At 52.2% G+C, this 12,871-nt stretch carries 14 protein-coding genes; 6 read left to right on the forward strand and 8 right to left on the reverse strand.

Translation table 11 applies throughout. The annotated features are described in order from the left end of the window. The 6 genes from OXH16_11970 to OXH16_11995 form a co-directional block, all read left to right on the forward strand. Positions 1-837 (forward strand): ABC transporter permease (locus OXH16_11970; protein MCY3682108.1); only part of this gene is annotated, 837 nt, incomplete at its 5' end. Beyond that, a complete protein-coding gene (locus OXH16_11975) occupies positions 830-2,101 on the forward strand; it encodes an ABC transporter permease (GenBank protein ID MCY3682109.1) in 1,272 nt (423 codons plus the stop codon). The genes OXH16_11970 and OXH16_11975, both read left to right, overlap by 8 nt. A 2-nt stretch (positions 2,102-2,103) precedes the next feature. Beyond that, complete coding sequence (locus OXH16_11980; protein MCY3682110.1) at positions 2,104-2,559, forward strand: type I restriction enzyme HsdR N-terminal domain-containing protein; 456 nt, start codon at positions 2,104-2,106, stop codon at positions 2,557-2,559. Between the two features lie 12 nt (positions 2,560-2,571). Then, positions 2,572-4,161: a hypothetical protein gene (locus tag OXH16_11985; protein MCY3682111.1), complete on the forward strand. Its 1,590-nt coding sequence runs from the start codon at positions 2,572-2,574 to the stop codon at positions 4,159-4,161. After that, positions 4,162-4,902, forward strand: a complete 741-nt coding sequence (locus OXH16_11990) for a SagB/ThcOx family dehydrogenase (protein ID MCY3682112.1) — start codon at positions 4,162-4,164, stop codon at positions 4,900-4,902. It begins immediately after the preceding gene. 12 nt (positions 4,903-4,914) lie between these two features. Further along, positions 4,915-6,084: a hypothetical protein gene (locus OXH16_11995; GenBank protein MCY3682113.1), complete on the forward strand. Its 1,170-nt coding sequence runs from the start codon at positions 4,915-4,917 to the stop codon at positions 6,082-6,084. A 42-nt stretch (positions 6,085-6,126) separates the two neighbouring features. Here the strand turns inward: OXH16_11995 and OXH16_12000 are convergent, their stop codons facing one another. The 8 genes from OXH16_12000 to OXH16_12035 all read right to left on the reverse strand — a co-directional run bounded on the left by OXH16_12000 (position 6,127) and on the right by OXH16_12035 (position 12,867). Next, the gene (locus OXH16_12000) at positions 6,127-6,384 is read right to left on the reverse strand and encodes a Txe/YoeB family addiction module toxin (protein MCY3682114.1); all 258 of its coding nucleotides are present in this window, start codon (positions 6,382-6,384) and stop codon (positions 6,127-6,129) included. After that, on the reverse strand, positions 6,381-6,632 hold the full coding sequence (locus tag OXH16_12005; GenBank protein MCY3682115.1) for a hypothetical protein: 252 nt from the start codon (positions 6,630-6,632) through the stop codon (positions 6,381-6,383). The genes OXH16_12000 and OXH16_12005 overlap by 4 nt, the downstream gene beginning before the upstream one ends. Positions 6,633-6,776: 144 nt before the next feature. Then, the gene (locus OXH16_12010; GenBank protein MCY3682116.1) at positions 6,777-7,895 is read right to left on the reverse strand and encodes a mandelate racemase/muconate lactonizing enzyme family protein; all 1,119 of its coding nucleotides are present in this window, start codon (positions 7,893-7,895) and stop codon (positions 6,777-6,779) included. Between the two features lie 15 nt (positions 7,896-7,910). Next, entirely contained in the window at positions 7,911-9,968 is a 2,058-nt protein-coding gene (locus tag OXH16_12015; GenBank protein MCY3682117.1) for a hypothetical protein, read from the reverse strand. Between the two features lie 18 nt (positions 9,969-9,986). Further along, positions 9,987-10,970: a mannonate dehydratase gene (locus OXH16_12020; protein MCY3682118.1), complete on the reverse strand. Its 984-nt coding sequence runs from the start codon at positions 10,968-10,970 to the stop codon at positions 9,987-9,989. A 185-nt stretch (positions 10,971-11,155) separates the two neighbouring features. Further along, positions 11,156-11,425 (reverse strand): DUF2283 domain-containing protein, encoded by a 270-nt coding sequence (locus OXH16_12025; GenBank protein MCY3682119.1) that lies wholly within the window; start codon positions 11,423-11,425, stop codon positions 11,156-11,158. Continuing rightward, on the reverse strand, positions 11,422-11,682 hold the full coding sequence (locus tag OXH16_12030) for a DUF4258 domain-containing protein (protein ID MCY3682120.1): 261 nt from the start codon (positions 11,680-11,682) through the stop codon (positions 11,422-11,424). Before OXH16_12030 ends, OXH16_12025 begins: the two co-directional genes overlap by 4 nt. Before the next feature lie 183 nt (positions 11,683-11,865). Further along, positions 11,866-12,867: an Ldh family oxidoreductase gene (locus tag OXH16_12035; GenBank protein ID MCY3682121.1), complete on the reverse strand. Its 1,002-nt coding sequence runs from the start codon at positions 12,865-12,867 to the stop codon at positions 11,866-11,868. Between the last annotated feature and the right edge of the window lie 4 nt (positions 12,868-12,871).

Genomic DNA, 12,871 nt, shown 5'->3' on the forward strand with positions numbered 1-12,871 from the left:
ACCGACGGCAAAATGGAATTGACGCGCATTGAAAACAACACCTTTGGAATCGCAATTGGCAAAACACTCGCCGAAAAACTGGGTGCCTCCATCGGATCAAAAATTCGCCTGCTGACCGCCCCCAAAGACCTCACCACAGCCCACATGCCTCCCCTTCGCCAATATGTAATAACCGGCATTTTTGAAACGGGATTTTACGAATTTGACGCCTCACTAATCTACGTATCCCTCGCAGCCGCACAACGGGACCTGCAATGGGGCGACCTGGCGACCGGTATTCAAGTGCGCCTCGTCAATGCATTTGAAGCCGACCGCGTCAGCGTTGAACTGCGAGAGACACTGGTAGCAACGCATGCCGATCTGTTTCCCACATCGTGGATGTATGCCCAGGGCAATCTGTACGCGTGGATCTGGTTGCAAAAATGGGCGAGCTTTGTCGTCTTGAGCTTAATCGTAATAGTCGCGGGATTCAACATCATCAGCATACTAACCATGGCCGTAAATGAGCGCAGACGCGAAATAGGAATCTTAAAAGCAATGGGGGCAGCACCCAAAAGCATCGCCCGAATTTTTTCCCGAGAAGGACTGATAATCGGCGCGAGCGGCGTGTTATTCGGCAACATATTGGGCGGAAGCCTGTGCTGGATACAAAAGATCTATGCACCCATATCGCTCTCCGGCGACATTTACTTCATCAACGCCCTCCCCGTAACCATAAACATACTGGACTTCGCGATGACCTCTGCACTCGCATTATTGCTATGCCTCGTATTTGCCCGCTGGCCCGCAAAACGAGCGGCAACACTGGACCCCGTAGAAGCGATCAGATATGAATAACACCTACGAATACTTCATTGCGCGGCGATATATGCGCGCCATGCGCAGACAGCGTCAGATATCGCTGACTGCGGCCATAGCTATTGCAGGCGTAACCATTGGCGTTGCCGCCCTCGTAATTGTCCTATCTGTTTTCAACGGCTTCTCGGCATTATTGTGGGACAGCCTGTTGAGCGTAAGCCCGCATATCATCGTACAAAAACCCCATGCACAGCCCATGTCGCCTAACGGGGAGCAAATCGAACAATTAGAAAAATTGGCCTCTGTGCGCGCAGCAGCACCTTTTATATCGACCGAAGGATTTGCGCTCCGGCGACCCCCTGGTGGCGAAATGATCCAGGCTGGCATAGCCGTGCGGGGAATAGACGCCGCACAATTGGCAAAAATTACAGACCTCAAAGCGTACTTATGGGCAGGCGACCTCGACCTGAACATTCAACCACCCGACCCCGATCAGGACGCGCGCTCTACCAGACGCGCCAAAGTATATGGCACGGCCATTGGTCGCGTACTCGCAGACCGGCTCGGCGCAGTAATCGGCACCGAAATCATGCTGGGATTGGTACCCAAAGAAGTCTTAATGGGACAACAACCGCAATTATGGCCCTACAAAGTAACCGCCATCTTTCACACCGGACTGGAAGAACTCGACTCCGCACTCGCATTTGTATCACTCGATGCGGCACAACGCGACCTGGGATGGCGCAATCAGATCTCGGGCATCCAGATTCGACTCACCGAGCCATTTGAAGCACATCACATCGCACCCACCCTTCCCACAGGAACAAATTTTGACGTCATAACCTGGATGGACACGCACCGCAACCTGTACGCATCCATCCGCCTGGAAAAATGGTTTAGCTCCCTGGTACTGTGTCTCATCGTAATGGTAGCCGGATTCAATATCGTCAGCATCTTAACCATGACAGTAGGCGACAGACAGCGCGACATCGGCATATTAAAAGCAATGGGCGCAACACCGCGTGCAATTGGCAAAATCTTCACACTCAAGGGCCTGGGCGTTGGCCTGACAGGCGTCGTCTTTGGCAACGCGATAGGCTATCTCCTGTGCTGGTCGCAACAGACCTTTGAATGGATCAAACTCCCCGGTCAAATTTACATCATCCAGGCACTGCCCGTAAAAATGCTCGCCATTGATTTTGCATACATATCTCTCGCATCTATAGGCCTGTGCTTCGCATTCGCCCTCTTGCCCGCCCGCAAAGCCGCCTCACTCGCGCCCGTCGTGGCATTGAGGGAATAACCATGCAAAAACTAAATTTCCCAACCTCATCCACTTATGACATCATAACCCGCGACGGAAGCGAAATGATCTTAGACCCCCTCCGTCAAAAATACGTGGTATTAACCCCCGAAGAATGGGTGCGTCAGAATTTTGTGCGATACTTAATCGAAGGATTGGGCTACCCGCAGGGACGCACCGCAATCGAAACCGGATTTGTATTTCAGGGCATGCAGTGCCGCGCCGATGTACTCGTATATAACGCAAAAGGAAAAGCACTGTTAATGGCAGAATGCAAAGCCCCCGAAATAAAAATCACCCAACAGGTCTTTGACCAGATTGGGCGATACAATACAGTCGTACAGGCCACCTACCTCATTGTGACGAATGGCCTGCAACATTATTGCTATATGATCGATAGAAAAAACAACGCATATCGCTTTATAGACACACTGCCGCGATACGCGGACATCGCGTAAAAAGGAGACCACATGATTGATCTACTGAGCTTTATCGTCGTACTGTGCGTATTTCTCACCTGCACCACAACCGCGTGGGCAGAAGGAAACCACAGCAAATTGGTATATCCGGGACCTGATGGCCGACTGGTCTATGTACCGGATGAAAAGGGCAATATAATCCCGGACTTCTCGCACTGCGGGTACATGGGTGGTGGTGTGGCACTGCCAGATGTACCCGTCGTATTAACCGTTCAACCCCAGGCCGAAGGAGACGACACAGCGCGATTGCAAGCGGCAATTGACGACCTATCTGCACGCGCACCGGACGCCAATGGATTTCGCGGAACCTTATTACTCAAACGCGGAAAATATCGAATTGGCGGAACCCTGCACATTCGGGCAAGCGGCGTCGTACTCCGAGGCGAAGGCGCAGATGAAAACGGCACAGTATTGATCGCAACGGGAAAAGGAAAGCGCACATTGATCGAATTTAAAGGTCAGGGACGCAGACCGCGAGAAATAGAAAACACGCGACAGGCAATTGTAGATAACTATGTCCCAGTAGGCGCAAAAATATTTTCTATAAAAGATGCTTCGGATTTTTCAGTCGGCGATAACATCATCGTACATCGACCCAGCAGCGCAAAGTGGATCGCAACCATAGGCATGGACCGCATCGAAATGAAACACCCCGACGTTAGGCAATGGAAACCCGGCTCCTACGACTTCCACTTTGACCGCACCATAACCGCCATAAAAGGCAACCAGATAACAATCGACGCGCCCATGGGCAACGCGATAGAACGCGAATACGGCGGCGGATCGATTTACAAATACGAATATCCCGGGCGCATTGAACAGGTCGGCATCGAAAACTTGCGCGGCGTATCGGAATTTGATAGAGAAAAAAAGGATCCTCGGCGGGAAAACGAATATATCGACGAAGACCACGCCTGGAACTTCGTCGTATTCTCCTATGTGCAAAATGCCTGGGCGCGCGACATCACATCGATCCACTTTGGCTATGCGTGTGTAACCATTGGCAACCAGGCAAAATGGATGACCGTACAGGATAGTCAGTGCCTCGACCCCGTATCAAAAATCACCGGATCGCGGCGCTACTCCTTCCCCATCCACGGACAGTTATCCCTCGTACAACGGTGTTATACCCGACGCGGTCGTCACGATTATGTACTACACGCCCGCGTACCAGGACCAAATGCATTTGTAGATTGCGTAGCGGACATCGCGCACTCCGACACCGGACCCCATCACCGCTGGTCTGTCTGCACCCTATTTGACAACGTAATCGTAAACGGCAACGCCATCAACGTACAGGACCGGCAAAGTTCGGGCACCGGCCACGGCTGGGCAGGCGCGCAAAAAGTATTGTGGAATTGCGAAGCAGAGAGCTTTATCTTACAAAAACCCCCAACATCGCAAAATTACGCCATCGGCTGCATCGGCGAGAAACGAAACGGTCGGTACAGACGCGAAGATGGATACTGGGAATCGCACGGACAAAAAGTAGTTCCGCGCAGTCTGTACTTAAAACAACTCGAAGATCGCCTGGGCACAGAAGCCCTAAAAGCAATAGGCGCACACGGGAAGGAAAATTAAATGGCAAAACGCAAACGACGACCACAAGCGGGACCGGAATTTATGCGGCGCACACAGTTTAAAAATTTAGGCCCAACCGGGCAGGCGCGCAGAGAACCACCGCCCATGCCCGAATTGCATTACCAGGGCGAAACAATAGACCTACCCGAACCCGCGCAGATCGAAACAACGCAAATCGACCTGCGCCAGGCCATAGACGAGCGCAAAAGCGAGCGGGTATTCTTCGATGAACCCATCACACTGAATGAGCTAACCTACTTACTCTGGGCAACGCAGGGCGTAAAAGAATTTGAACAGGGCGAAACATTTCGCACCGTACCATCGGCAGGTGCGCGCCACGCATTTGAAACCTATATCGTAACGAACAACGTGGAAGGATTGGACCGCGGGTTATATCGATACCTATCTATGGGACACAAACTGGGAATAATCGACCAATCAGACGAAATTGGCGAAAGAATTGCCAACACCACCTTGCAACCCGAACTGATCCAGACAAGTGCCGCCACATTCTTATGGACAACAGTAGCCGCGCGAATGACCTGGCGCTACGGCGACCGGGGATATCGCTACATCCACCTCGATGCCGGCCATGTGGGACAGAACCTGTACCTGGGCGCCATGGCTGTAAACTGCCGCGCCTGCACCAGTGCGGCATTCAACGACGACGAATTAAATCGGGCACTCAAACTCGACGGCGTCGGACATTTTGCCGTATATTTCGGCTCAGTTGGAAAATAGGAGGATAACGCCATGAAAATTGAAGCAATCGACTTTCTGATCCTGAAAAGCGAACCCGTAACCCCGGAATGGCGACCATTGCGCACCATGCGGGAATATCCCGGCGCGCACAAAGTGCGATTTGGTCATCGGCTCTTTCAAGGCGAGGGGATTCAGCTCACAAAAAGACCGGCTTACCTCACCCTGCTTCGCATCCGCACAGATGCAAACCTGGAAACCTGCGGTATTTTTTCCACAGGCTGGGCACAGGAAGACCTCGAATGGGCGGCGCGCACATTCAAAGTACAGTGGGAACCGGAAATCACAGGCACAGACGCCCTGGACCGGGAGTATATGTGGCACAAAATGTGGATGGCGCGGCGGTATTTCCACATGGCATCCACCGCCCCGCTCGCCCTCATCGACTCCCTCCTCTGGGATCTGGCGGGCCTTCACGCACAATTACCCGTCCACAAATTGCTCGGCGGCTTTCGGAATCGCGTCCCCGCGTACCTCACCGAAACCGGCATACCCTACGAAGACACCCTGAAATCCGCCCAACGGGCTGTTGACGAAGGATACAAAGGCTTCAAAGACCACTCCATGCTCGGCGTGAAGACCAACCTCGCGCTCGCCAAAGACCTCCGGGACCTCGTCGGCGACGACATGGTGCTCATGCACGACCCGGTACAACAATACTCTGTCGAAGATGCAATCGTAGTCGGACGCGGACTCGAAGAACTGAATTATCTCTGGATCGAAGAACCCCTGCAGGAATTCGACATCAACGGCCTGAAGCGACTCTCAGACGCAATCGACCTTCCAGTAATGGCATTGGAATCCATCCAGGGCAACCCCTATCTCGCCGCACCGTACCTGTCAATCGACGCCATCGACATCGTGCGCCAAACAGGACTGGGAATCACCGGACAGATGAAATTGGCCAACCTCGCGGAAATGTTTGGACTAAACTGCCACGGGGGAAATCCCCATGTCGTAGCCGCGGTCCGAAACGACGACTGGTGGGAAGTCTCAGCCTGGCCACCCACGGGTGCAGACAGATCCCTCGCGTCGGCCTTTGCTGGCTTGATCGAAGAAACGACAGAAGTCAGAGATGGCTACATGTACGTCCCACAAACGCCCGGACTCGGGCGAAAAATCGACTGGGACCGAATCCAGGCGCAGACCGTCATGGAAATTTGAGTAACAAAAGGAAAATGCATGAACGAAACTATAGGCTTTTGATTAGTAGTGATATCGACAAGAGAAAATAAAGAGGGCGTCTGATTCTACGCGATAGACGAGACGATGTTCGCGCGTAATACGACGGGACCAACATCCCCGAAAATCATGCTTTAGAGGTTCGGGTTTGCCAAGTCCTTCAAATGGGTGGCGTTGAGAATCGCGAATAAGCGAGTTGATTTTCTTAAACGTACTTTTGTTAGTCTGATACCAGTAGAGATAATCTTCCCAAGCACCAGCATGGAAACTGATATTTCTCATTCTTCGATTAAGTCATGAGAAGTAAAATTGCGTTGACCGTTTTGAAAATCCTCTAATGCCTCTCGAAGATGAGTAGCGTTATTTGGTGAGGCAAGCAGGTAATCCGTTTCATCCATGCTACTTTTCTCATCCTGCAAATTTGCCAAGGCACGATCAATCAGACTGTCTATACCTTCCCCGGTTCTTTGAGAAATCTCCTCGAGCATGGCCTTCTGTGCAGGTGTAAATTCAAATGAAGAAGCTCCCATAGTGATCTCCTTGTTCGTATATCCTTCTGAATCCCTCATCAACCATTCAAATTTAGGGTCGGCATCGCAATATTGATAGCAGTGACCTACAATAATAACAAATAACGGCGCAAGCTGTAAACCCTTTTCCCGATTTGGGATTCCCTACCCCAACCATCGCTTTCGGGGAAACCGCGCATAGACGTACTGACTGTCGTACGTATTATCCTCCGCATAGGACGAACGCCCACCCAGTAATTCGCAGGCATATCTCTCGATCTCTTCATCCACCAGATCAACACCGAGGCCCGGACCCTCGGGAATTGCGATATAACTATCGACCACTTCCGGTTGCGGAGCCATCACCTCATACCGCGCCTGAACATCGCCCGTTCGGTGCTCCCAGATCAAAAAATTTGGCAGCGTCGCACACAAATGGATAGACGCGACCTCCCCCACTGGACCCAGCGACCCATCGTGCGGCGCAAACTGGATATAGTGTGCCTCGGCCATACCCGCGAGCTTCTTCATCTGAGCCAGCCCCCCGAACCGCCCGGCATCCGGCTGAATAACATCCACAATCTCGCGCTCAATAAGCTCGCGCGCACCGAAGACATAGGCGACTCGTTCCCCGGCAGCAAGGGGGATATTGATCGCTTCGGACACGCGCGCAAGCGCCTCCACATTCTCGGGCGCGACCGGTTCCTCGTAAAAAAACACCCCGAACTCTTCCAATCTGCGCCCCATAGAAATCGCATCGCGCGTCGTCATCCACGGCATCCCGTGCAAATCGACCATAATATCGACATCGTCTCCCACCTCATTGCGAATCGCCGTAATATCGCGGATACAGTGCTCTATCCCCCCCATCTTGAGACCCGTAAAGCCTTGATCCACGAGTTCCCTGGCGTGCTCGGCCGTATTCGCGTGCGTGTACACCCGCAACCGCTCGCGCATCCGACCGCCCAGCAATTGCCAGACCGGCATATTAAACGCCTTCCCCTTAATATCCCACAGCGCCGTCTCAATCGCCGAAATCGCACCCGCGCCCACAACGCCCGACATCCCGTGGGTTTGCAAAAACATCTTGCTCCACAACCGCTCGATATTAAAGGGATCCTCGCCAATAATCAAACTCGCCTTGTGGTGAATCTCCGTCTGAATACTCGGCCATGCAGTCGCCTCTCCCACGCCATAGATCCCCTCATCCGTAAAAACCCTGCAAAACAAAAAATTTCTGCCATCCTGCCCAGCAGTATAGGTCTTAACATCCGTAATCTTCATTCTCTCACCCCGCGATCATGGATCGCAATGAATCTCGTGCCCCTCTCCGGGAAACCAGAAAACATCGACAAAAACACCCAGAAAAACACCCGCGATATAGCCCATAATCATACCCAGGAAAAAGGGTGCATAGCGCCGATAGCGCTCCAAACCGCCCAACTTCATAATAATCGTCTTCACACCCCACATCAGGAAAATACTAAAAGAATTATCCTGCATCTCGACCATGCCACAGATCGTAAAACCAATGGGATGGATTGGAAAACCCGGGAAGCGATACCGCAGAAAGTAGAGCGTACCTGTAAAAATGCCGCCAATACCCATAAACAAAAAGCGATTCCAGTCCGTAAACAGCACATCGCCCTGAATTCGGGACACAGCCAGACGGCTAAAACCCGCCCCATTGAGAGATCCAATCCCCTTAAAAGTCGTCCGGCCAAAATTGGCACTGCCAATACCGTAATACCCCTGGTATATGACGAATATGATAACCACCGCCGCACCGAGCAAACAGCCGATGAGCACAGTCGGCGCCACGGCTTTGCGGCTGCGCTTTGCCATCGCCATGCTCAACCGCGGAACATGCGCCATCTGCGTCGTCGCAAACGTCTTCCCATCCGCCACGAGACTCATCGTAAGCGTCAAAATAGAAGCGCCAGCAGGCCCCATATTCCCAACACCGACGGCATGCCATGTAAACCCCGGCGCCGTGAGAGGCACCCGAAGATAGACCAGACCGCTCTCCACCACAATGCGGGACATCCCCACAAACAAAACGAGCATCGCAAATGACCATGCGAGAATCGTCTCCGCTCCCATACCCGCGCGCCAAAGCCAGAGAAAAACAAAACCGCAACACGCCAGCAAAAGCCAGACAGCCGTGCGATAGGACATAATCTCTTCGGAATCATCTACACTTTCATCGCGCAAAAACGCCTTGCGAAAAATATCTCGAAAATGAGACCGCGCAATCCAGAACCCCCAGCCGACAAAAACGGCCATCCCCCCAAATGTCATCCAGCCAATCGCCGGATGGCTCGAACTCCACGGATCGTTCGGACCCAAATCCAGGCCAAAGCGGTTGAACAGCCCCACCACACAGATCTGAACCACATGGAAAAACCACAGGCTGAAGAGCACCTCCAGCTTGGTAAAATACCCCAGACAAAACGTGAGCAACACAAACGTGGTAACAATACTCGGAAAGCCCGGCGCAACCGAAATCACATTCCGCCCATATCGCCCTGCCAAAAACGGAAACATCGGCAAATTGACCGTGAACCACGTAAACACATTCCACGCAATAATGGCAAACGTAAGGCCAAACCCCCATTGAAACAGGCGATTGCGCACAAGCGTCCTCAGCGTACCCGTCGTACCCGAAACACCGGTGAGTTCCAGCAACGCCGTAGCGACCGGAAAAGACAGCCGCTCGTATTCCATCCACTGTTTCCGCAACAAAACGCTCAGACACAGGTGAATCGCCAAAATACTCGCAATCAGCGCACCCCACCAGAAAAGCACCGAAAACCACTCGCCCCACGGAAACGCTGTACCGGGCACTTGCCCCTCGTAAAATCCGCGCACCGCATCGCGGTCGGTAATCGTCGTCCAACTCGGCATGTACGGCAAAAGCAACTCATCGAACCGATTCTCTGGCGACGCGTAATACGCCGGCATCGTCAGCATCTGTAAAAACCACACCGTGAGCCACTCGCCCTGCATAGTAGATGCGACAAAACCGATACAGCAAACCGTGAGCAATTCCGTCGGAGAAAAACCGATACCGCGCCGCTCGAGAAAAGCGTTCAGAATCAGAAGCCCCACAAAAGGAATGAGCATCGCCATCGAAAGATGCGAATGGTCAGCCCGCGTTGAATTCACCACAAAACTGGTATAGGTCGGCCACAGGGGCATAAGCATGGCCATACCCAGCCCAATCAGGAGGGATCGTTTGGTAATAACGGAAGAGCCTTCAGCGGTTTCTGATTTGGGAAGGCGCGGTTCTGGAGATGCGGACATAGAATTTGGGATTGATGGTGGACTGAATAAGGGGATTGCTGGGAACGGCACAGAGACCGTCCCCTACGATTACTCTTCATTAACCGCTTGCATCAGCGCGTGGATATATCCATACGTGTACGCAAAACCGACCTGCCTCGATTCGGGACCGGAAATACCCGGAACGTGATCGGGCATAATCATATATTCATAGCCGACTTCTTTGAACGTCCGCAAAGCCTTCAGCATATCCACATCGCCCTCATCGGGAAACACCTCGACAAAATTGCCAAGCCCGCCCTTGATATTGCGGAAATGCACATTGAAAATCTTCTTGCGCTCTCCAAAATAACGGATCACATCATAGGCGTCCGCACTGGGATCTTCCAGACTCTCGGACATACAGCCCAGGCAAAAATTCAATCCATTATACGGACTATCGTACAAATCGATAAACTTCTTAAAACCATCCACCATACCGAGCACGCGCGCGACCCCTCGATACGTCGTCCCATATCCAATACCCGGATCCGAGGGATGACACGCCATCTGAATTTTGTACTCCTCCGCCACGGGCATAATATTCTGCAACCAGTGATCGATGCGCGCCCACATCTCGTCTTCATCCGCAGCACCGCCTTCAAACTCGCCCAGAGACTGGTCCAACTTGTCGTACTCAAACGACGACAACCTCGCGCCCCCGCGTCCGTATCGCGGCTCTGTCCGCATATGCCCCAAAATCGTGATATTGTAATTCAGCCCGCGCAACCCCGCTTCCGCCGCCATTTTAACCGTCTCGCACATCCGCTCAATAGCGCGATCACGCTCATCGCTTGGACCCAGGAAAATTGCGCCAGCCTCGTTTTGAAAAGCATTGCTTGAACCCAGCGGAATGTGAATCATCTCGAGATTGATGCCGTATTTATCATACCGATCGCGCATGGACTTAATCGCATCGGCACTCCACTCCGCCCAGGGTCCCTCCGGTGTTTGATCGACATTAAAAACCCCGAGTTGCGCGAGAACCTCGATATCCGTGTCATTCCGACAAGCCACCTGTGTTCCGATATACATGGTAACCTCCAATTTGTGAAGTTAGAACTGCGATAGTGCTTTGAATGCCAAAATACGTTCCGATCCTCTCTATGTCAATGTGTATGATTCGGCTTTTTATTGAAAGCCCGATAAAAAAAGCCCCAGAGCAATAAGCTATAGGGCTTTTATTATTTTATAATTGGAACAGCATCACTGCCGCACAGTTATGCTGCATTGAGCGGCTCCAACTCTACGGGTTCCACTCTGCCAAGCCCCAGACGATCAAATATCCCCTGTATCTCATCTATACTCACAATTCCGGGCGAGACAATCTCAATTCCAAGAGGCGTACCATCTTGAGCATAGTCTATGAGCAGGTCTTCTGTTATCGCTTCGGTGCGTACACTTTTCTGTCCGCACCGATGAGAAAGATAAATATAGGCAGCAAATGGTTTGCCCTTGCGATATGTGATTTGTAGAGAAACAGTTTTCATGGATGTACCTCTTCAGGATATGCGGTTACAATCATAAGAATTTTGTCGTCCAAATCTGGCTCAACGACTACAACCCAGGGATGTCCAGCATGGCGTGTATGAATAAGCCAACGACCAAGACGACGTGCAGGGACCAATTTTGAAGCACTATCAAGCATTATCCGCAGTTCGATCTCAGAAAAATCTCGCTCCTCCATCCGAACTTCCACATGCGCTGTAAAACCCAAGTCCCATTCCCACCAACTTGGCCAATTCATGCATACCCCTCATCTAATTGCTTTTAAAGAAAATATCCATTTCATTGGCGATGGGAATGTAGTGCGGAACTGTTTTTTTAACTTTCTGTTCTCGTTCTGCTGATGAACACCTGTGAACAGCGTAAGCCATTGCTATGGTATTTCTTCAGTTTCTTAGCTTCATATATTTTTAGCTTTTCCCCATCAATCCCAGGGAAGCGGAACCCTTAGGCGTGCGCTAACCTCGCGCGCGTTCTCCTGTTCCATCTCGCCATAGCGAATACCCTCGGCGCGGTGGAGCGCCATGCGCTCTTCCTCAATCGCACCCGGCAACAACGCGCGGTCATGTCCCGGCATCGGCTCGTACGTCTCGCGCACCGTTCTCACCATGTGATCTGACTCAGCCCGGAAATCCTCCTCGGAAACCGCCTGATCAACGCGGATCGCAAGAACACAACCACCCGCACCTGACGAGGGCCATTTCTCCTTCATCTCATGAGAAGACGGAAGACCGGTCCCCGCCAATCCACCCCCCATAATCGAAGCCACCGCCGTGTACCCAATACTCTTAAAAAACGCCGCTGGAATCATCTCGAACAAAGCCTCAAACTCCGGACCCCGCTGGTAATCTGCCAAAATACAGGTCGCCGCATCCAGAACAATCGGAGGCTCATCCCCAGAGGGAATCGCAAAACATATTGGAGGATTGCCAAAATAGCCGAGAAGCGGTCCCCTGCCATCCCTCTTTGCATTGCCCTGCTGCCTGCCCTGCACGCAAAAACCAATACACCCAGCCTCGGAACACATCCGCGCATAATGACCCGCCGAACCAATATGCCCCACATGCCGCGCCAGCCCCATACCCATACCCAACTCTTGAGCTTTGCGAATCGCGTGCTCTGCCGCGCGCACCATTGGGAGATACCCCACCGTACCATCCCCATCAATAACAGCACACGTCGGCGTCTCACCGATCACCCGCACATTGGGACGCGGATTGAGACTCCCATTTTCAAAACTCTTGCAATAGCCATTCACAGTCCGCGTACCGTGGCTGCGAACACCTCGCAGATCGCTATTGACCAGCAGGCGGCTGATAACCCGCGCGTGATCGGTCTCAAGCCCCGCCTTCTCAAAACAAGCCGCAGCAAAATCCAGAAGGCGATCTTCATAGACGTGAACAAAAGATTCAGGAGGTTGATTCATAGGA

The organism is Gemmatimonadota bacterium (genome assembly GCA_026705765.1).
GTDB lineage: Bacteria > Latescibacterota > UBA2968 > UBA2968 > UBA2968 > VXRD01.

What these genes read in the sequence shown, in the direction of transcription:
- OXH16_11975 (MCY3682109.1), top strand. Translation starts at nt 830, where the DNA reads ATGAATAACACCTACGAATACTTCATTGCGCGGCGATATATGCGCGCC.
- OXH16_11980 (MCY3682110.1), top strand. Translation starts at nt 2,104, where the DNA reads ATGCAAAAACTAAATTTCCCAACCTCATCCACTTATGACATCATAACC.
- OXH16_11985 (MCY3682111.1), top strand. Translation starts at nt 2,572, where the DNA reads ATGATTGATCTACTGAGCTTTATCGTCGTACTGTGCGTATTTCTCACC.
- OXH16_11990 (MCY3682112.1), top strand. Translation starts at nt 4,162, where the DNA reads ATGGCAAAACGCAAACGACGACCACAAGCGGGACCGGAATTTATGCGG.
- OXH16_11995 (MCY3682113.1), top strand. Translation starts at nt 4,915, where the DNA reads ATGAAAATTGAAGCAATCGACTTTCTGATCCTGAAAAGCGAACCCGTA.
- OXH16_12000 (MCY3682114.1), bottom strand. Translation starts at nt 6,384, where the DNA reads ATGAGAAATATCAGTTTCCATGCTGGTGCTTGGGAAGATTATCTCTAC.
- OXH16_12005 (MCY3682115.1), bottom strand. Translation starts at nt 6,632, where the DNA reads ATGGGAGCTTCTTCATTTGAATTTACACCTGCACAGAAGGCCATGCTC.
- OXH16_12010 (MCY3682116.1), bottom strand. Translation starts at nt 7,895, where the DNA reads ATGAAGATTACGGATGTTAAGACCTATACTGCTGGGCAGGATGGCAGA.
- OXH16_12020 (MCY3682118.1), bottom strand. Translation starts at nt 10,970, where the DNA reads ATGTATATCGGAACACAGGTGGCTTGTCGGAATGACACGGATATCGAG.
- OXH16_12025 (MCY3682119.1), bottom strand. Translation starts at nt 11,425, where the DNA reads ATGAAAACTGTTTCTCTACAAATCACATATCGCAAGGGCAAACCATTT.
- OXH16_12030 (MCY3682120.1), bottom strand. Translation starts at nt 11,682, where the DNA reads ATGAATTGGCCAAGTTGGTGGGAATGGGACTTGGGTTTTACAGCGCAT.
- OXH16_12035 (MCY3682121.1), bottom strand. Translation starts at nt 12,867, where the DNA reads ATGAATCAACCTCCTGAATCTTTTGTTCACGTCTATGAAGATCGCCTT.